Source organism: uncultured Aquimarina sp., assembly GCF_947495315.1.
Taxonomy (GTDB): domain Bacteria; phylum Bacteroidota; class Bacteroidia; order Flavobacteriales; family Flavobacteriaceae; genus Aquimarina.
Genome location: NZ_CANLYD010000010.1, coordinates 211,066 through 229,765 on the forward strand (window position 1 = coordinate 211,066; position 18,700 = coordinate 229,765).

An 18,700-nucleotide genomic window follows, 5' to 3' on the forward strand; every position below is an offset into this window, starting at 1 on the left:
ACATTCAGAAAAAACATACCAAAAATAACATGTATAAATTTCATTCGTCTTTATCATATGTAAACTATTTTGGTGTGCTATAAAATTACACGATAGTTTCTTATTACGAAACTTCGATTTGTTACTAATTTTCAAAACATAGAAAGTGAAAAAGCTTTTATATATTTTTATTTTTTTGGGTTTAACATCATGTGATGATGGTGATATTATAGTTACTAGTTTTGAGTTTGAGGATGTAGACCTTCAACTTTGTCAAGGAGCGAAACCTAATGAATTTGTTTTCTTTAAAATAAATACATCTGTTAATGAAGCCATATCTTATAATTTTATTGACCCAACATATTCTGCAACTACCATAACTGAAAATCCAATTATTATTGACCTAGAAAACCTGGATAACGGTTTAATTTACAGAAAATTTAATACCGCTATTACCTCAGATTATTACTGCAACAATATTCCTGATAGTAATATTATTGTTACCGAAGAACTTTTAAGCGTAAGTGGTGAGGCAACAATAAATAACGTAATAATAAATGAGGATGATAATGATGGCGTGGAATCAATATTAGAAGCACCCAACGAAATTGATCCCCAAGCAGATCCTGATGGTGATGGGGTTCCAAATTATCTGGACGATGCTATGAATGACTCGACGATTGGAAATGAAGATGGTGAAATTGAGGCAGGATATAATACCGACAAAGAGGATGATGACGGAACGATGGATGATGACGGAGATGATATCCCTGATTTTAAGGATCAGGATGATGATAATGATAACGTATTAACCAGTGTGGAATTAGCGAATACAGATCCGAATGACGATAGCTTTTTAGATACCGATGGTGATGGTATCCCTAATTATAAGGATAATGATGATGATGGTGATGGAATATTAACTAGAGATGAGGATATCGATGGTAATGGAAATCCTAGAGATGATGACACAGACGGTGATGGTATCGCTAATTTTCTGGATGATGATGATGACGGAGACACTGTTTCTACAGTAGATGAAGATGTTGATGGTGACGAGAATCCAAGAAATGACGATACGGATGGTGATGGCATACCTAATTATCTAGATAATGATGATGATGGAGATGGTATTCTAACAATTGATGAAGACACCAATGGAGACGGCAATCCAATGAATGATGATGATGATGGGAATGGCATACCTAACTATTTAGATTCTAGTATCACGGGTAATAATCCCATTATAAATACGGAGAATCTTCCTGTTCTGGATAATACAGTCATTACAACTTTTAGAACTACATTAACAATTAGTGATCTCATTTTGAATGAAGTTAATGACCAATTTACAAATGATGATTTTTCCTTTGGTTTTAGAGACCAAACCATCTCCATTACGACTCCCATAAATTAAGACTAATAGAATGACGAATAGACTATATTTTTTATTTTTTACACTCCTACTTATAAGTTGTAGCGAAGGTGATATTATAGAATTTTCTGTTGACGATTTAAACGGAGATCTGGAAAATTGCTCTAATGAGAATGACAATACTTTTGTATTTTTCGTAATTGATCAAGGTATAAATAGATCTCTCTCTTTAAATTTCACAGATACGAGTTTTGAAATTAATCCAGAAAACGTTTCTGACATATCTCTAGATGAACCTACTGTAATTACCCTAAATACGACTAACAATCAATTTATTTATAGAGAATTTGATACTGCCATTAGCGGAGATGAGTATTTTTGTAATAGTATTCCAGTTAGTGATATTAATGTAACCTTAGAATTAATAAGTACTAATGGAACTGCTGATATTAGTTATGAAGCTGCGGAGGATCAACCTGATCCTACTCAAACTAATTATTCCAGAACTGTTATATTGAGAGATGTAACACTAGAAGGTGGTGGTATTGCAATTCGAAAGGAAATATTAGAGCTAGGATCCGATAATATACTCATTCCCAACTAGCTATCTGTTTTTTTTTGGGTTTTGTAGTATATATATTTCCATAGCGCCAAGACCGTATTTTTTATAATCAGCATCTGACATACTAATATTGTCATATCTCCCAAACAAATACTTTAGTTCCTCCTTTAGAACTCCTTGTCCTACACCATGAATAAAAACGACCCTTGGAATACGTTTACTGATTGCAAAATCTAATTGTCTTTTTGCAGTATCTAGTTGTAAAGTAACCATCTCATGATTAGTCATTCTTTTCGTAGATTTAACTAGCTTATGGATATGGAGGTCTACTTCCATTGGCGGTATACTCCTTTCTTTAGGTTTTATTACTGGTCTTTTGGGTTTCTTTTTAAAAACCTCTTTTTCCTGTAAATTCTTCTCTATTTCTTCATAGGAAGGAACAATTAAATTATCAGATTGCTCTTTCACTAATTCATTAGTCATAAAAACCATATCAAAACCATCATCGGATGTTATGGTTATGTCATTGCCATTTACAGAAATCACCTTACCGGTAATGGGCTCGTCTAATACCGAAACTATATCTCCTATCTTAATCATGCTGTCTACTCCTCTTCTTCGTTATTTTTAGGATGTTCTATATTATTATTTGTTGATCTGGATGATACACTTGTATTTATTATAAATATTCCTGACATCAAGCATACAATTCCTGCACTCTGCAGATAATAGTTCTTTTTAGCTGATACTATTTCAACAATTAAAAAAATAGCACCTACAGTTATTAAAAGGAGACTACAGATCTTTTTCAATTTAATTTTATCCATTATGCAAAAGTATCAAATATTAGATTTTTTCCGCACATTAATTTTTCGAATACTCAAATTGTGTATATTGTGCCACATAATTAAGAAAAAATGTCTTTGGAAAAGTATATGTTTCCTTGTCTAAACAAAAAACTCTTTGGTGTCGATTGTTTGGGATGTGGTTTACAAAGGTCGGTAGTTCTTCTGTTTAAGGGAGAATTTGTTGCTGCTTTCCAAATGTATCCGGCAATATATCCCTTACTTATTCTCCTTTTTTTCTTAGGGTTTAATTTTTTTATTAAATTTAAACAAGATTCACTTATTAAAGTGAGCTTAACTATTATATCTGTGCTTACAATAGTTGTAAGCTATCTAATCAAAATGAAATTCATTTTTAACTAATCAACTATTTTATGGAAAAACAAACCTTACCTAACTCTACCCTTATTTTAGTATTTGGTATTTTATCAATTTTAGGATGCTGCTGTTATGGAATTCTTGGTCTTATTTTTGCGATAGTGGCTTTGGTTCTTGCCAAAAAAGCTACAGCAATGTACACAGAAAACCCTGAACTATACGAAGGATATAATAACGTAAAAACTGGAAAAATATTAGCTATAATTGGTTTAATCCTAAGTGCTATTTATCTAGTATTTGTTGTTATTATGTTTGCAACCATCGGCTATGAAGGTTATATGGATATGGTTAGAGAGCAAATGGGACAATATTAATGAACCCAAAAATTTAATATATTTAAAACTGCTTTGTTTATTACAAGGCAGTTTTTATTTTCTGGGCTTATTAAGGATGAATGAAATAATAACTTTCCTTGAGAACAATCTTCTATTTTGTCCTTCTAAAGAATTCATAGGAATTGAATGTTTAGGTTGCGGGCTTCAAAGAAGCTTTATTCTTTTGATAAAAGGAGAATTTCTGAACTCTATCATAATGTATCCTGCCTTAATCCCAATGCTTATTATGATAGGATATTTAGTTAGCCACATCTACTTTGATTTTAAAAATGGGGCAAGTATCCTTAAATACTTTTATTTCTTGAATATAATTCTTATTGTTGCCAATTATTTTATCAAACAATTATCATATATATAAATGGAAAACAAACAACAATTACCTAATGCTACTCTTGTTTTAATCTTTGGTATTGTTTCAATAGTTACTTGCTTTTGTTACGGAATTATTGGACTAATATTTGGAATAGTAGCCTTAGTAATTTCTAAACAGTCAATCAAACTTTATAATGAAAATCCAGAACTCTATTATGGATATGAAAACCTAAAAGCTGGAAGAATTTGTGCAATAGTTGGTATCTCTCTTAGTTCGTTATATTTATTATTTATCCTGGCATACATTATTTTTGTAGGTGCTTTGATTCCATGGACAGAGATAATAAATCAATAGGATTTTATAACTCATAATTATTGGTACTTATTTTTAGATCGCAAACAATTAGGACTTTTTACAACATAAACATTATTTTTTATCACCTAAGGATTAAAACTAAAAAAATCCCGCTTACACGGGATTCTTATTTAATTGAATAGAATTAGATTATGTTACTACATTTTCTTTGGAAGATGCAGTTACAGCGAGGTTATATACAACTAGTCCAAATCCTATTTTATTTATAGCATCTCCGATATTATATACTACGTCCATTGCTAAACCTCCAAAAATACCGTCATACCATCCAGGAGTTCCAGCCATATACCCTATTGGATAAATAGCCCATCCGACAAGTACAAACCAACAAAGTGTTTTGTGGGCACTTAACACAGCCCCTCCAGCCTCTTGAGCAAGCTTTTTTGCTTTTCCTAACCAAATATCATATACAATTACAAAGTAAGCAATACCCGATACAAGACCCCATAACCAAGCCTGATCTCTATACACCGCTTCTCCGAAGTAACCTGTAACCAACATAATAACAGATAAGAAAATTAACCTCCACATTAGTGATTTTTTTGCTCCCGCAACCTTGAGTATCAAATAAAACTCAACACACATTAATGGAACGGTAAGAATCCAATCTACATAACGAAAAAACGTAGGGGAATTTCCATAACTATACCAATAATCTCTCATATACCAATAATGTACAGCAGCAATAAAGGTAATAAGTCCAGAAACTAGAATAGATGTTCTCCACTTTTTATCAAAACTACTCATAGAAAAGAAGAAAAACGCAGAAGCGGCCATCATAGCCATACATCCTACAAAAAATGTAAAACCGACATAATCATCAGTTGCAATCTCTGGGGACAAAAACATGAATGTTAAAAAATTTTTCATAGCGTTAATTTTAAATTTGTTTAAACAAATTTAGTAAAGGTTAAACAAAAAATGTTTAACTTTATGATAACTTTATTAAACATTATGAAAAATAATAGGCGTTTTTTTTTCGAATTGAGAAATTATATGTTAATTTTCACCTTTTTCTCTCTTTGGGTTTCAACTTATTTTAAGGAAGAAACTGAAAATATTTTAGCGTATATTTTAATACTATCTCTGGGAATATTACACGGAACAAATGATATAAAATTAATTAGAAAAGAATCTAGCGATAAAAACAGAGGAACGAGTAAAAAAATCCTGTATTTCTATCTTTTATTTATCATCACGGGAATTTTATTTTTTTATTATATTCCTTCAATGGCTCTTTTAATTTTCATTCTTTTTAGCGCCTTTCATTTCGGAGAGCAACATTGGATTTCTAGGCTTACTAAAAAATCAATCGCCATTAAATTCATTTATATTGCTTACGGCATAACCATTCTTGGATTATTATTTTTAAATAATAATCTAGAAGTATCAGAAGTGATTAATAATATCGCAGGTACATACATATCTAAAGATGTCTATGTATATGCTACAATATTCTCTTTTTTAGTTTTAGTAATTATATCTATAAGACTAATTGCGAATAAAATTATCAAGGTGAATATATGGGAAGAATTATTTTACCTGTTATTATTCTACATAATTTTTCAAACTGCATCTTTACTATGGGCCTTTGCAATTTACTTCATTTTTTGGCATAGTATCCCGTCATTAGCAGATCAAGTATATTTTTTGTACGGGAATTATAAAAAGGAGAATTTTATTAAATACTTAAAATCCTCCTTTCTACATTGGATTATTTCTATTGTTGGGCTAGCAATGCTTTTTTTAATATTCGGAAATCAGGACCGACTTTTCCTTTCAATTTTCTTTACGTCAATCGCCGCTATTACTTTTCCTCATGTTTGGATTATGGCCAAACTCAATAAATAACAAATTATTCCTCAAATTTCTCAAGCGTCTTGGTAATAATTTCAACGCATTCTAATAACTGTTCTTTAGTCATTACCAATGGTGGTGCAAAACGTATGATATTACCATGAGTTGGTTTTGCTAATAACCCATTTTCTTTTAAGGCCACACAAATATTCCATGCGGTTTCACTTTCTTCATCATCATTTATCACAATAGCATTCAGCAATCCTTTACCACGAACAAGGTTAACGATATTGGATGTTTTGATATATTCATTCAATTCTGATCTGAATAACTCTCCTAACTGATATGCATTTTCTGCAAGTTTTTCATCCCGAACAACTTCTAGTGCTGCAACCGCAACTGCTGCTGCCACAGGATTTCCTCCAAAGGTACTTCCGTGGTTACCAGGTCTGATCACTTCCATAATATCATCATTCGCTAATACACCAGAAACCGGATATGCTCCACCACTCAATGCTTTACCAAGAATCAACATATCAGGCTTTACATTAGGTGTTCCAGAACAGTTTTTATCACTACAAGAACAATTACCACAAGTAGCTAGTAATCTACCTGTTCTTGCAATTCCTGTCTGAACTTCGTCTGCAATAAATAATACGTTGTGTTTTTCGCATAATGCTTTTGCTTTAGACAAATAATCCTCAGAAGGAACATATACACCAGCTTCTCCTTGTATCGGTTCAACTAAAAATCCAGCTACATTGTTATTATTCTCTAATGTTTCTTCTAATGCCTTAATATTATCGTACTCAATTTTTATAAATCCAGCTGTATAAGGTCCAAAGTTCTTACGAGCTACAGGATCATTAGAAAAAGAAATTATTGTAGTAGTTCTTCCGTGAAAGTTATTTTCACATACTATAATCTGTGCTTCATTCTCAGCAATACCTTTCTTTTCATAAGCCCATTTTCTACATATTTTTAATGCAGTTTCTACAGCTTCTGCACCCGTATTCATTGGCAACAACTTATCGAAACCAAAATACTCTGAAGCGAATTTTTCATATTCTCCTAACTTATCATTGTAAAATGCACGAGAAGTTAGCGTCAATGTCTGCGCCTGCTCCATCATTGCACCAACAATTTTTGGATGACAGTGCCCTTGATTTACCGCAGAATATGCGCTTAAGAAATCATAATACTTTTTTCCTTCTACATCCCAAACATATACACCTTCTCCTTTATTTAAAACTACCGGCAATGGGTGATAGTTATGAGCTCCATACTTGTTTTCTAAATCGATTGCTTGTTGAGACGTTAATTTTTCTAAAACAGCCATTTTTAATAATTTAAATTGATAAAATAACCATTCCTTCTGTACCTTTATCCTTTCGAAAAGACTCGAAAATTCAGCGTGGGAGAGAAATCATCCCTAAGAGAATTGCAAAATTACTAAATCTTTATTGATTATTTAATTTTCGAGTCTGTAATGCATCCTATTTTTAATTATTCAAAATAATAGGTTTACTTTATTACGATTTAAGAATTTCAAAATCCAGAGCGCTTAATTATTTATTATATTTTGCTGCAATAGATGAAATCTGCAACTCCAGTCTTTTAATTTCTCTTAATAATGCATTTTTATCCATTTGCATCCAAGAAAACAATTTAAGCATTGCTGTTATCATAATACAGAAAAAACCCGCTGCACTCCACCTGATAAGCTCATTCGTATTATCAGTACTTAAAAACTGAATTAGACAATATATAAAAAGCCCAAATACCACAAGGTTTACAATAAACATTATAATAATAATCCAACTATTCCTTGTCTTGAAAAGCCCTCCAACCATTTCCAGCAGGTTTTGCTCATCTAACTCGTCATAAAACTTCGCCTCTTCATTAGTTAATGTTTCTTTTATCAATTGATCGATATCTTCCATTTTATTTTTCATGATTTTTACTTTTTAGAATTAATTTTAATTTTTCTCTGGCGGTAAACAAACGAGATTTTACTGTACCTGTAGAAATGTTCGCTATTTTACCTATTTGCTTTACACTATAACCTTCGAGATAAAAAAGATGAAGCACCATTTGTTGATCATTAGGCAAAGTTTTTATAGCTTTTTTTAATACTATCATTATACTATCATCCTTACCAGAAGTATCATCATCTATAGGATCTTGATATAGATTTTCGCTATAAGAGTCTATACTCTTTAATTCCTTTTTATTTTTTCGGAGCCAATCATATGACTTTCTGGTAACGATAGTCAATGCCCAACTTCCGAAGCTATTAGGATCCTTTAGATTATGGATTTTTATCAATATTGTGCTCCAGCTATCTTGAGCTATGTCTTTAGAAGCTTCTACATCCTTACTATACCAATACGCTTGTTTACATAACTTTTCATGCCATCGTTTAACAAGAATTGCTGCAGCTTTCTTATTTCCGGATTGGCATTGCAATACCAACAAAGAGTCAAATGTTTTATTGGTGTTTGTCATAGTAACCTTTATAATATAGACGTAGAAATATAAATTAGGTTCATTTTTTTATTCTTTTTATAAGATATGTGGAATATTTAATAAGTATATAGTTTCTATTCTTATTTTTGCGCTATGGCGAGAAAAAACAGAAAACAGGTTTTTGAAAACATAGAAGTGATCGATGCAGGGGCAAAAGGGAAAAGTATTGCCAAAGCTCCTGACGGAAAAATCATATTTATAAACAATGCGGTTCCTGGTGATGTAGTAGATATACAAACCACAAAAAAACGAAAAGCTTTTTACGAAGGGTCAGCAACTACTTTTCACAAAAAGTCCGATAAGCGAGTAGATCCAGCTTGCGAACACTTTGGTACTTGTGGTGGATGCAAATGGCAGTTTATGGGATATGAACATCAACTATCATATAAGCAACAAGAAATAGTTAATAACCTGACACGTTTAGGTAAAATCGAATTACCTGCAGTAACTCCAATTCTAGGTTCTGAAGATCAATTTTTCTACAGAAATAAAATGGAATTTTCTTTTAGCGATAGTAGGTGGTTGACACTAGAAGAAATCCAAAGTGATACCGAAATCAAAAATCGTAACGCATTAGGATTTCACATTCCCGGAATGTGGGATAAAATTTTGGATATAGATAAATGTCATTTACAAGAAGATCCAAGTAATGCTATTAGAAATAAGGTAAAGGAATTTGCTACTGAGAATGACTTACCGTTTTATAATGCCAGAAATCAAAGTGGCTTTCTACGTACTTTGATGATGAGAATTGTATCTACTGGAGAAATTATGGTACTAGTCCAGTTTTTTTATGAAGATGTGGAAAAAAGAACATTATTACTGGATTATATAGTTTCTGAGTTCCCCGAAATTACTTCTTTACAATATGTTGTAAATACGAAAGGAAATGATACCATATACGATCAAGAAGTGATCTGTTATCACGGAAAAGATCATATCGAAGAAGAAATGGAAGGGCTACGTTTTAAGATTAATGCCAAATCTTTTTACCAAACGAATTCTAAACAAGCTTACAAACTTTATAAGATAACAAGAGATTTTGCCGGTCTTACCGGAAATGAACTAGTATATGACTTATATACCGGTACAGGCACTATTGCTCAATTCGTAGCTAAAAAAGCAAAAAAAGTGATTGGTGTTGAAGCAGTTCCTGAAGCTATTGAAGATGCCAAGACAAATGCGAAACATAATAATATTGAGAATGTAGAATTTTATGTTGGAGATATGAAAAAAGTGTTTACAACAGAATTTATCACAACTCACGGACAACCTGAAGTAGTTATCACCGATCCACCAAGAGATGGAATGCATAAAGATGTTGTAGGTCAATTATTAAACATTTCACCCAATAAGATTGTATATGTAAGTTGCAATAGTGCAACACAAGCAAGAGATTTGTCGTTATTAGATAGTATGTATAAAGTTACCAAAGTGCAGCCTGTAGATATGTTCCCACAAACACATCACGTAGAAAACGTAGTGTTATTAGAAAAAAGATAATTCATGAAATTATACAAAACTTTAATCCTTGTGATTTGCTGTCTAACTGCAGTTTATCTAAGTTCCAGTTGTGAACGTGACGACATATGCGCAGAAGATACACCAACTACACCATTTCTGATTATTAAATTTATTGAGGATGGTACAGTATCTGATATTAAACAACCAAATGAGTTACAGGTAAAAGCTGTCGGATTTGAAGGAATTATTGACTTTACAACGAATCAAGATTCTATCATGATCCCTTTAAGAGTAGATGCTCTTCTAACAGATTTTGAATTTACAATAGATTCGGACACTTCCGATGATACAGTAGAACCAAATACCGATACATTGAGTTTCCAGTATACACCTGTAGAAGAATATGTAAGTAGTGCCTGTGGTTTTAGAGTCACTTACAATGGATTAACTGAGAGTTTTACTCAAGAAGAAAATGATCAAAACTGGATTAAAGAAATAACGATACAAGAAGGAAACGTAACCGATGAAACAGCTGCACACGTATTTATTTTTCATTAGCCTGTTCTTTTCAGGTACGATATTGAGTCAAGAAACTGAAACTAACATTTCTGCAAGAGACACTTTGCCTCCTGCCGAAAAATATGGTTTAAGAGTTGGTGTAGATATCGCCCGATTAATTAGAACTGCCATAAATGATGACTATTCGGGTTTTGAGATTAACGGAGACTATAGAGTCTACAAAAACTATTATCTGGCAGCAGAAATAGGAAACGAATCTTTTTTAAGAGATGAAGAAAACATTGAGGTAGAAGGATCTGGAAGCTATATCAGATTAGGTGTTGACTACAATGTCTATAAAAACTGGTATGGAATGCAAAACAGTATTTATGCTGGTCTTAGATATGGTTTCTCCACTTTTGACCAAACATTAAATAGTTATAGAATCTTTACAGGTACGGATTTTTTTCCTAATGAACCCATCACTGATAAAAGAGAGGCTAAAGATTTAACTGCCGGCTGGATAGAATTTACTCTAGGGATCAAAGTAGAAGTACTAAATAATCTCTATTTAGGAGCCAGTGTATCTCTAAGAGGACTTGTTAATGAAAAAGATCCTGATGGATTTGATGACGAATTTGACGGATTTGAAAATTTATTTATTCCAGGATACGGAAGAACAAACGATTTCAGTCAGTTTGGTGTTGGTTATGCGTATACTATTAGCTATCTGATTCCTTTTGTAAAAAAGAAGAGGTGATCCATTGTTTTAGATATATTTTATTTTAAGATCTATCCTGAAATTTAGCTTTTTTGCTCCCAGCATACATTTCATATTTTACTAAACGGCATTCTAATTTACCATTAAATACTTTTATTTTTCGAGAAGGTCTTAATCCTACATATTTAAGAGCTTCAAGATTAGAAGTTATAAACCAAGCATTCGTATCTGGATAACTCTGTTTAAGTGTATCTCCTATTTGTGCATAAAATTTTTCTTCATCCAATTCTAAACGTTCTCCATACGGGGGATTAAAAACCATATGAAGTTTCTTATCTTCATTTTTAGAACTTTCAAAAAAATTATCATCTTTTATTTTAACAAAATCCGTGAGATTTGCATTTTCTACGTTTTGTTTTGCCTTTCTGACGGCAGATGGAGCCTTGTCAAAACCAATAATTGAATGATGAAAATCGCGCGTTTTCTTCAAACTTGCTTCTTCAATTTTTTCAAATAAATCCATATCCCAATCTAACCACTTTTCAAAAGCAAACTCTTTTCGATTTAAATTAGCAGGAATATTACAAGCAATCATGGCTGCTTCTATAGCAAAAGTTCCACTACCACACATTGGATCCAGAAAATCACATTGTCCATCCCATCCAGATAATAATAACAGACCAGCCGCTAAGACTTCATTTATCGGAGCAATATTTGTCGCACTACGATATCCTCTATGATGTAATGATCCACCAGAACTATCCAAAGATACTGTACATAGATCTTGTTGGATATGAATATTAATCGTCAAATCAGGATAATCAGTATCTACATTGGGCCTTTTCCCTGTTTCTTTTCTGAACTTATCTACAATAGCGTCTTTAGATTTTAAAGATATAAACTGCGAATGCGTAAATATTGTGGAATTTACCGTTGCATATATCGCAAAAGTATCATCAGTGTTTAGATATTCATCCCAACGAATAGATTGAATAAAACTATATAAATCCTTTTCATTACGGATTTTTTTAGAAGAAATAGGCTTTAATATTTTTAAAGCCGTTCTTAGGCAAAGATTTGCTTTATACATAAAGCCTGTATCTCCATAAAAACTAACCATTCGATTACCTACTTCAACCTTTTGGCCACCAAGGTTCCTAAGCTCTTTTGCTAATATTTCTTCAAAACCAAAAAAGGTTTTGGCTACCATTTTAAATGAATTACTCACTATATTCTAATTCGCTATTATTAAACCGCAAAAATACATTAATTTTGCGCCCTATGCTAAAAGATTCTACAATGTGGTATGCATCATGGTTTGATACACCATATTATCATATATTATATAAAGATAGAGGTCACGAAGAAGCGCAAGAATTCATGGATAACCTAACTAGTTATCTAAGTTTAGAACCGGAAGAAAAAATTCTGGATCTTGCTTGTGGTAAAGGACGACACAGTGTGTATCTAAATAAATTAGGATATAATGTTACAGGAGTTGACCTTTCCAAAAACAGTATTGAACATGCATCTCAATTCGAAAATGAATCACTGAAGTTTAAGGTGCACGATATGTCTAAACCCTATTCTGAAAAGTTTTCTGCCGTTTTTAATCTTTTTACAAGCTTTGGTTATTTTGAAAAAGAAGAATGTAACCTAAGTACAATAAAAGCTATAAAGTCTGATTTAAATGAAAGAGGCTTTGGCGTTATTGACTTTATGAATGTCGATTACGTAATTGATAACCTTGTTCCTGAAGAAACGAAAGAAGTTTCCGGAATAAATTTTCATATAAAAAGATATGTTGAAGATGGTTATATCTACAAAGAAATAAAATTTAATGACAATAATGAGGAGTTTTTGTTTACCGAAAGAGTAAAAGCCTTAACCCTAGAAGACTTTCAAAATTATTTTGAAGAAGCCGATGTCAACTTGCTTGATATTTTTGGCGATTATCATCTTAAAAAATTTAATAAAACCATTTCTCCTCGACTTATTTTGATTTTTAAATAGTGTATAACCACATACTATCCATATCGGCAGTTTTTATAGGTTCATTAATAGTATATATATTCAAACCTAATAATCAAAAAAATTTAAAATTACTTTTGGCCTTTAGTGGTGCTTTTCTATTAGCCATTACTATATTTAATTTATTACCAGAGGTCTTCGAAGAACATCAATATGCCAAGCAAACAGGTGTTTGGATTATGATTGGAATTTTACTTCAAAAGGTATTGGAATATTTCTCGAAAGGAGCAGAACACGGGCATATACATATTCATAAAGAAACAACTCAAATTCCTAAATTACTTTTTATAAGTTTAGGAATTCATGCCATTTTAGAAGGTTTTCCTATTCATCATACAGAAGGTATCCTTATTGGGATCATTATCCATAAAATTCCGGTAGCTATGATACTAACTACCTTTTTATTTAAAACAGAAATAAAAAGACCTGTCATCGTATTATTTCTTGTTCTTTTTGCCTTAATGACTCCTTTAGGAACGTTTATCTCTGAACATTTTGAGGGAGTTCAAGGATACTATAAAGAAATTACTGCACTGGTAATTGGTATATTTCTACATGTTTCTACCACTATCTTGTTTGAAAGTAATGAAGGCCATAAATTTAATATCACCAAGCTAATGGTTATTCTAGCTGCGACAGCCTGCGCTTATTTTATTTAGTATGTTTAGCAAAGAAGAGTCAAAAAAGATAAGACAAGAATTCTGGACTACATTTGGTAAAGCTTATCCGCGTAAATGGCTTTTATACAATACAAAAATTAAAGATGTAACGCTTAAGTTCACTTTTACAACAAAGGTTGCTCAGGTTTCTATTGATGTAGAACCTTATGACGAAATAATACGAGCCTATTACTATGATAAATTCTTAAGTTTAAAAAATATTATCGTAGAGGAATACTTAGATAATATCATTTTTGATCAATTCTATCAATTAGAAAACGGAAAAATCATTTCTCGTATTTATACGGAGCTACCAGATGTAAGCGTACATAATAAAAAAACTTGGGAAATGACTATGGAATTTCTTAATGAGAAGATGCTTACAGTTGAAACCTTCTTTTTAGAATATAAAGATTTTATTGGGTCTTAATTACACAAACACAGGTAACTTTATTAATTATTTACGAAATTCGCAAATATGAAAGATTTTTCATACATTAGTTTCTAACACAAACTCAATCTTATGAAAAATTATTTTAAAACTATAGCAATATTGCTATACTCAATTGCATGCATACAATGCACAGACGAAAACATCTCCACAAAAGCTTCTGAAATTGGCTTAGAACTCCAGAACGAAAATAATTTCACTGGAAAATTAATTGTAAACAGTCACAACATATCATATGTTGTAAACTCTCCTTCTGAACTTAATTTTATTATGTCCTTGGAAATTGATAAAAAATTAATCGATGCATCTATTAATTATGAAAATGAAAGTATTGATATAAATGGTTACGATACTGTATTATCAGAAAATCAAAAAGAAGCATTACTAAAAATGGGACAACTAATATCAGAATATATTTTAAGCACTAAAGGTGGTGACATATCTATGACGGAATACACTCTCTTAAGTATGACTGAATACCTTGGAAAATCACCTAATAATTATATCTATTCTAAAAGAAAGATAACGTCTTCTGGCAATACAAATACTTTAAAAAGCAGAAATGAAGGTATCACTTGTATTAGAAAGAACACTTATGTAAATGCAGAATATGATGATTCCAGAGGTAATCATAGTGATAGAGTAAAGGTTGGTAGTAAACCAAGAAATAATTATGGATGTATGGGACGATGTGGAGGAGATTGCGGTAGATGGTGGATACCTAGTGCTTGGACAAAGGATTGTATGGATCATGACCAATGTAGTAATATAAATAATGCAAGTGGTGGAGGTAGTGACAGAAACTGTGGCGACGAGTTTAATGAAGCAGCTGATGATTATGTTTTTGGCGTAATTAGAGGATGTAGGGGGTGAAATTAAAATAAGATAAACCATATTAAAATATTTCTGATATTTATAATATGGTTTATTTATATTATATACTTTAAAACAAATATATAATGAAACACACTGCCTGCTAACACGAACAGATGCCAAATTACATGATTGAAATTTAACTTATTAAAAGCGTAAAAAATTATTCCAAAAGTATAGGCTAATCCACCCAACATAAGATACATAATTCCTTCAGAACCTACTATATCTGTTAATGCGGTAATATCTAACATAATTAACCATCCCATTACTAAATATAAAATCACTGAAAGAATTTCGAATTTTCCAGTAAAAAAAAGCTTTAGAATTGATCCAAAACCAGCCAAAGACCAAACCAGTATAAAAAGAAGCGATCCTTTACTATTCAATAAACCAATTAAAGTAACTGGCGTATATGTCCCTGCTATTAGTATATAAATACTGATATGATCCATAACCCTAAATCGATTCTTAAGAGTAGTATCATTTGTATAATGGTACGCTGAAGATGCAAAATATAGCACCATTAATGAAATAGAATACAATAGTATTGAAAATGTACTGTAAGAAGTTTTATATGTATCATTAAATAGTAAGAAAAATAAGCCTGCAACGGAAAGCAAGAAACCAAATCCATGAGTTAACCAATTCCATCTTTCTTCAATCGGTGTTTGTATTTTCATAGATTACAAAAATAATAAAGTACATACATTTCAAAGCTTTATTTCTTAGCAATTACAATTAATAAGCATAAAATACAGTAGCTACTATGATGATATTACTAACCTTAATAGGTTATTCATAAAGTAGGATTAATATTACTTTATTAGTGTTAAAAACGAAATAAATACGCTTTAACCACATTATTATGGTGTTTAAACCCGTAATTATATATTTTTTTATATATTTAGGTACCCCAAAACCTATAGTAAAAAATGAAAAATATTAAAATCTCCAAGTATTTTATATGTTTCCTGTGTCTTAACTTATTTTATTCTACTCTTTACGCTAATCAATATGAAGAAATGTCATTCGCTGAATTGGAGTGTAGAATTATTCATACAGAAGAACACCTAAACTCCATAGGAAGAGTCAATAGCGTCATGCTTATTGAAAATATTATAGATATTTCTACTAAATTCAACACCCAACAGGAGTACTATTTAAAAGGATACTCTTATAATCTATTAGGAAAAATACACTTCCTTAACAAAGAATATAAAAAAGCTCTTAAAGAATATAAAATCGCAGAACTATTCATAAAAGAATTAGAAGGAAATTCTGAACTAATTATAGATGTGAACAATAATATCGCTTTAGTATATCTAGAAGGTTTTAACAAACCGGCAAGAGCACTAAAAAGAATTAAGCATATTTACGAAAACTCTAAAAACTTAAACAACGACTATAAACATAGCTTAGAACTAAATTTAGCTAACATTTATCTAAAAACAAGAAACTACAGAAAAGCCTATAGACTATTAAAAAAATGTCAAAAATATTTTAGTCAAAACACTGAACATATTAGCGAATTACTTTTAACATATTTAAGTTTCGGTGAATATTATAAGATTCATAATAACTACAACAGCGCTATAAGACATTTCGAAAAAGCTGCTTCTATTGCAGAAAATAATAAAATGTCTAGAGAAGCAATGAACATTTATAAAAAATATGAGGAGTTACTTGTGAAATTTGGGAGACAAGATAGAGCTTATGCGATTCTTAAAAAATACACTAAACACCACGAAACTGCATTAGAAACCGAGAAATTAGAAACAAATCAATTTAAAGAAAAATTAGTAGTAAGCAATAAAAATAACAGTATACAAACTCAAAAAGCAAAACAATCACAAACAGTTTCTATATTTACCTTATCACTGCTTATATCATGTCTAATACTATTTTGTTTTTTCATCTATAATCATAGAAAAACAAAAGTACTCGGAGAGTCATTAGCAATCAAAAACAAAGAATTAAAAATTTCGAAAGAAAAATCAGATCGTCTTGCTGCCGTAAAAACAAAATTCATATCAACAGTAAGTCATGAACTTAGAACTCCACTATATGGAGTAGTTGGTTTATCATCTATTCTTATGGAACGAATCAAGGATGAAGAAAATCATAAGTTTATAAAATTAATGAAGTTTTCGGCAGATCATTTGCTTAATCTTATTAATGATGTTCTTCAGGTTACTAAAATGGAGTCTTATGAAATAAGACTGGATAAATCTATATATAATATCAAAAGCTTAGCCGATGACATTAAAAACTCATTTGAATATCAAGCAGATAAAAATGGTAACACGTTACACCTTAATTTTGATTCAAACATTCCTCATTCTCTTATAGGAGATTCTGTGAGATTATCTCAGATTTTTATTAATCTCATCAGTAATGCGAATAAGTTTACTAGGAACGGAAATATCTGGTTGAATTTTGTCAACCCCATCGTTACCGATAACCAGGTTGAGATCACCTTTGAAATTAAAGATGATGGAAGAGGGATTCCCTTGGACAAGCAAGGAATAATCTTTGATAAATTTTCTCAAGCTAATTCAAAGGATCATACAACAGGTACTGGTCTTGGTTTACATATTGTTAAGAATTTAGTTAACCTGCATGGCGGTGATATCAAAATAAAAAGTTCACCAGGTAAAGGTTCCATATTTTATTTTACCATTTCTTTTGAAATTGATTCTACTAGTCAAGAAAAGAATCAAATAGATAATTTGAAAAAATATATTAAATTAAAAAACATTGAAGATTATAATATCTTAATTGTTGAAGACAATAAAATAAATCAAATAGTAACTAAAAATGTTCTTAAAACAAAAGGTTTTAATTCCGACATCGCAGATGATGGACTTATTGCCATTGAAATGGTAAAGGAAAACAAATATGACCTTATATTAATGGATTTAAACATGCCAAATATGGGTGGAATGGAATCAACTAAAATAATTAGAGAATTTAATCCTGATGTACCTATTGTAGCTTTAACCGCATCAGATACTCAGGATACGGTTGAAGCAATTCTTAATCCTGACTCGGGATTCAATGATTTCTTAAGAAAACCATATAAAAATGAAGAGTTCTTTCGTAAAATTGAAACAAATATTAACGGTAAAATTTCAAAAGCTTCATAATTGTACTAATTCTTCATTGAAATCTAACACTTGTGCTGTAATTTTTAAAGACTAACAACAACCAATATAGATAGCCTTGATCTATATTTACAAACACTAATTGAACAACCGTTATAAGAATATTTCATTCTCAATCATATATCGATGTAAAATTTTAGGGCATACGTTTTGCTTTTACTCTAATAAAAAGCTTATCATATACGTATTCGAATAGAATACGGTTTTTATTTTCGGGATTTTATCTTTATTTTTTGGGTATAAAAAAACCCTTCATTGTTATAATGAAGGGTTTCAAGGAAGGCGGCGACCTACTCTCCCACGATTGTAGTACCATTGGCGCTAACGGGCTTAACTTCTCTGTTCGGA

At 31.2% G+C, this 18,700-nt stretch carries 22 protein-coding genes; 15 read left to right on the top strand and 7 right to left on the bottom strand.

The features are described 5' to 3' along the window. Nucleotides 1-145 precede the first annotated feature (145 nt). Nucleotides 146-1,396: a hypothetical protein gene (locus Q0910_RS17860; RefSeq protein WP_299219325.1), complete on the top strand. Its 1,251-nt coding sequence runs from the start codon at nt 146-148 to the stop codon at nt 1,394-1,396. A gap of 10 nt (nt 1,397-1,406) precedes the next feature. Further along, complete coding sequence (locus tag Q0910_RS17865; protein ID WP_299219327.1) at nt 1,407-1,958, top strand: hypothetical protein; 552 nt, start codon at nt 1,407-1,409, stop codon at nt 1,956-1,958. Here the strand turns inward: Q0910_RS17865 and Q0910_RS17870 are convergent, their stop codons facing one another. Next, on the bottom strand, nt 1,959-2,516 hold the full coding sequence (locus Q0910_RS17870; RefSeq protein ID WP_299219329.1) for a DNA mismatch repair protein MutS: 558 nt from the start codon (nt 2,514-2,516) through the stop codon (nt 1,959-1,961). Nucleotides 2,517-2,851: 335 nt separating this feature from the next. On the opposite strand from Q0910_RS17870, the gene Q0910_RS17875 reads away from it, so the two are divergent. The 4 genes from Q0910_RS17875 (at nt 2,852) to Q0910_RS17885 (ending at nt 4,141) form a co-directional block, all read left to right on the top strand. After that, on the top strand, nt 2,852-3,124 hold the full coding sequence (locus tag Q0910_RS17875) for a DUF2752 domain-containing protein (RefSeq protein WP_366142679.1): 273 nt from the start codon (nt 2,852-2,854) through the stop codon (nt 3,122-3,124). Nucleotides 3,125-3,135: 11 nt separating this feature from the next. Continuing rightward, the gene (locus Q0910_RS17880; RefSeq protein ID WP_298538538.1) at nt 3,136-3,453 is read left to right on the top strand and encodes a CCC motif membrane protein; all 318 of its coding nucleotides are present in this window, start codon (nt 3,136-3,138) and stop codon (nt 3,451-3,453) included. Nucleotides 3,454-3,529: 76 nt separating this feature from the next. Further along, nucleotides 3,530-3,832, top strand: coding sequence for a DUF2752 domain-containing protein (locus Q0910_RS28675; protein WP_366142680.1), 303 nt, complete (start codon nt 3,530-3,532; stop codon nt 3,830-3,832). Continuing rightward, nucleotides 3,833-4,141, top strand: a complete 309-nt coding sequence (locus Q0910_RS17885) for a CCC motif membrane protein (protein ID WP_299219331.1) — start codon at nt 3,833-3,835, stop codon at nt 4,139-4,141. 150 nt (nt 4,142-4,291) lie between these two features. On the opposite strand, the gene Q0910_RS17890 is transcribed toward Q0910_RS17885, so the two are convergent. Next, the gene (locus Q0910_RS17890) at nt 4,292-5,032 is read right to left on the bottom strand and encodes a bacteriorhodopsin (RefSeq protein ID WP_299219333.1); all 741 of its coding nucleotides are present in this window, start codon (nt 5,030-5,032) and stop codon (nt 4,292-4,294) included. Nucleotides 5,033-5,116: 84 nt separating this feature from the next. Here Q0910_RS17890 and Q0910_RS17895 point away from each other — a divergent pair, with 84 nt between their 5' ends. Further along, nucleotides 5,117-6,013, top strand: coding sequence for a Brp/Blh family beta-carotene 15,15'-dioxygenase (locus tag Q0910_RS17895; protein ID WP_299219335.1), 897 nt, complete (start codon nt 5,117-5,119; stop codon nt 6,011-6,013). Between the two features lie 4 nt (nt 6,014-6,017). Here Q0910_RS17895 and rocD read toward each other — a convergent pair whose 3' ends face one another. From rocD to Q0910_RS17910, 3 genes are all read right to left on the bottom strand, one after another. Continuing rightward, on the bottom strand, nt 6,018-7,298 hold the full coding sequence (gene rocD / locus Q0910_RS17900) for an ornithine--oxo-acid transaminase (RefSeq protein WP_299219337.1): 1,281 nt from the start codon (nt 7,296-7,298) through the stop codon (nt 6,018-6,020). Between the two features lie 229 nt (nt 7,299-7,527). Then, the gene (locus Q0910_RS17905) at nt 7,528-7,914 is read right to left on the bottom strand and encodes a DUF6768 family protein (RefSeq protein ID WP_299219339.1); all 387 of its coding nucleotides are present in this window, start codon (nt 7,912-7,914) and stop codon (nt 7,528-7,530) included. Then, nucleotides 7,904-8,467, bottom strand: a complete 564-nt coding sequence (locus Q0910_RS17910; protein WP_299219342.1) for an RNA polymerase sigma factor — start codon at nt 8,465-8,467, stop codon at nt 7,904-7,906. The genes Q0910_RS17905 and Q0910_RS17910 overlap by 11 nt, the downstream gene beginning before the upstream one ends. Before the next feature lie 114 nt (nt 8,468-8,581). On the opposite strand from Q0910_RS17910, the gene rlmD reads away from it, so the two are divergent. The 3 genes from rlmD to Q0910_RS17925 are packed head-to-tail and all read left to right on the top strand — an operon-like array spanning nt 8,582 to nt 11,210. Then, the gene (gene rlmD, locus Q0910_RS17915; RefSeq protein ID WP_299219344.1) at nt 8,582-9,991 is read left to right on the top strand and encodes a 23S rRNA (uracil(1939)-C(5))-methyltransferase RlmD; all 1,410 of its coding nucleotides are present in this window, start codon (nt 8,582-8,584) and stop codon (nt 9,989-9,991) included. Between the two features lie 3 nt (nt 9,992-9,994). After that, a complete protein-coding gene (locus Q0910_RS17920; RefSeq protein WP_299219346.1) occupies nt 9,995-10,510 on the top strand; it encodes a DUF6452 family protein in 516 nt (171 codons plus the stop codon). Next, nucleotides 10,476-11,210 carry a DUF6048 family protein gene (locus Q0910_RS17925; protein WP_299219348.1) on the top strand — a complete coding sequence of 245 codons (735 nt, stop codon included), beginning with the start codon at nt 10,476-10,478 and terminating at the stop codon, nt 11,208-11,210. Before Q0910_RS17920 ends, Q0910_RS17925 begins: the two co-directional genes overlap by 35 nt. Before the next feature lie 25 nt (nt 11,211-11,235). Here the strand turns inward: Q0910_RS17925 and Q0910_RS17930 are convergent, their stop codons facing one another. After that, nucleotides 11,236-12,399 (bottom strand): class I SAM-dependent RNA methyltransferase, encoded by a 1,164-nt coding sequence (locus tag Q0910_RS17930; protein WP_299219350.1) that lies wholly within the window; start codon nt 12,397-12,399, stop codon nt 11,236-11,238. Between the two features lie 53 nt (nt 12,400-12,452). Here Q0910_RS17930 and Q0910_RS17935 point away from each other — a divergent pair, with 53 nt between their 5' ends. From Q0910_RS17935 to Q0910_RS17950, 4 genes are all read left to right on the top strand, one after another. Continuing rightward, the gene (locus Q0910_RS17935) at nt 12,453-13,184 is read left to right on the top strand and encodes a class I SAM-dependent methyltransferase (protein ID WP_299219352.1); all 732 of its coding nucleotides are present in this window, start codon (nt 12,453-12,455) and stop codon (nt 13,182-13,184) included. Continuing rightward, nucleotides 13,184-13,861 (top strand): ZIP family metal transporter, encoded by a 678-nt coding sequence (locus Q0910_RS17940; RefSeq protein ID WP_366142678.1) that lies wholly within the window; start codon nt 13,184-13,186, stop codon nt 13,859-13,861. The genes Q0910_RS17935 and Q0910_RS17940 overlap by 1 nt, the downstream gene beginning before the upstream one ends. 1 nt (nt 13,862) lies before the next feature. After that, nucleotides 13,863-14,291, top strand: coding sequence for a DUF4268 domain-containing protein (locus Q0910_RS17945; RefSeq protein ID WP_299219355.1), 429 nt, complete (start codon nt 13,863-13,865; stop codon nt 14,289-14,291). 93 nt (nt 14,292-14,384) lie between these two features. Then, nucleotides 14,385-15,185 (top strand): hypothetical protein, encoded by an 801-nt coding sequence (locus Q0910_RS17950; protein WP_299219357.1) that lies wholly within the window; start codon nt 14,385-14,387, stop codon nt 15,183-15,185. Between the two features lie 56 nt (nt 15,186-15,241). Here Q0910_RS17950 and Q0910_RS17955 read toward each other — a convergent pair whose 3' ends face one another. Next, nucleotides 15,242-15,868 (bottom strand): hemolysin III family protein, encoded by a 627-nt coding sequence (locus Q0910_RS17955; RefSeq protein ID WP_299219359.1) that lies wholly within the window; start codon nt 15,866-15,868, stop codon nt 15,242-15,244. 342 nt (nt 15,869-16,210) lie between these two features. Here Q0910_RS17955 and Q0910_RS17960 point away from each other — a divergent pair, with 342 nt between their 5' ends. Then, the gene (locus Q0910_RS17960) at nt 16,211-18,334 is read left to right on the top strand and encodes an ATP-binding protein (RefSeq protein WP_299219361.1); all 2,124 of its coding nucleotides are present in this window, start codon (nt 16,211-16,213) and stop codon (nt 18,332-18,334) included. Nucleotides 18,335-18,700 lie beyond the last annotated feature (366 nt).

Bases quoted from the DNA above. Each gene is read 5' to 3' on its own strand.
- Q0910_RS17865 (WP_299219327.1), top strand. From the start codon at position 1,407: ATGACGAATAGACTATATTTTTTATTTTTTACACTCCTACTTATAAGT.
- Q0910_RS17870 (WP_299219329.1), bottom strand. From the start codon at position 2,516: ATGATTAAGATAGGAGATATAGTTTCGGTATTAGACGAGCCCATTACC.
- Q0910_RS17875 (WP_366142679.1), top strand. From the start codon at position 2,852: ATGTTTCCTTGTCTAAACAAAAAACTCTTTGGTGTCGATTGTTTGGGA.
- Q0910_RS17880 (WP_298538538.1), top strand. From the start codon at position 3,136: ATGGAAAAACAAACCTTACCTAACTCTACCCTTATTTTAGTATTTGGT.
- Q0910_RS28675 (WP_366142680.1), top strand. From the start codon at position 3,530: ATGAATGAAATAATAACTTTCCTTGAGAACAATCTTCTATTTTGTCCT.
- Q0910_RS17885 (WP_299219331.1), top strand. From the start codon at position 3,833: ATGGAAAACAAACAACAATTACCTAATGCTACTCTTGTTTTAATCTTT.
- Q0910_RS17890 (WP_299219333.1), bottom strand. From the start codon at position 5,032: ATGAAAAATTTTTTAACATTCATGTTTTTGTCCCCAGAGATTGCAACT.
- Q0910_RS17895 (WP_299219335.1), top strand. From the start codon at position 5,117: ATGAAAAATAATAGGCGTTTTTTTTTCGAATTGAGAAATTATATGTTA.
- rocD (WP_299219337.1), bottom strand. From the start codon at position 7,298: ATGGCTGTTTTAGAAAAATTAACGTCTCAACAAGCAATCGATTTAGAA.
- Q0910_RS17905 (WP_299219339.1), bottom strand. From the start codon at position 7,914: ATGAAAAATAAAATGGAAGATATCGATCAATTGATAAAAGAAACATTA.
- Q0910_RS17910 (WP_299219342.1), bottom strand. From the start codon at position 8,467: ATGACAAACACCAATAAAACATTTGACTCTTTGTTGGTATTGCAATGC.
- rlmD (WP_299219344.1), top strand. From the start codon at position 8,582: ATGGCGAGAAAAAACAGAAAACAGGTTTTTGAAAACATAGAAGTGATC.
- Q0910_RS17920 (WP_299219346.1), top strand. From the start codon at position 9,995: ATGAAATTATACAAAACTTTAATCCTTGTGATTTGCTGTCTAACTGCA.
- Q0910_RS17925 (WP_299219348.1), top strand. From the start codon at position 10,476: ATGAAACAGCTGCACACGTATTTATTTTTCATTAGCCTGTTCTTTTCA.
- Q0910_RS17935 (WP_299219352.1), top strand. From the start codon at position 12,453: ATGCTAAAAGATTCTACAATGTGGTATGCATCATGGTTTGATACACCA.
- Q0910_RS17945 (WP_299219355.1), top strand. From the start codon at position 13,863: ATGTTTAGCAAAGAAGAGTCAAAAAAGATAAGACAAGAATTCTGGACT.
- Q0910_RS17950 (WP_299219357.1), top strand. From the start codon at position 14,385: ATGAAAAATTATTTTAAAACTATAGCAATATTGCTATACTCAATTGCA.
- Q0910_RS17955 (WP_299219359.1), bottom strand. From the start codon at position 15,868: ATGAAAATACAAACACCGATTGAAGAAAGATGGAATTGGTTAACTCAT.
- Q0910_RS17960 (WP_299219361.1), top strand. From the start codon at position 16,211: ATGTCATTCGCTGAATTGGAGTGTAGAATTATTCATACAGAAGAACAC.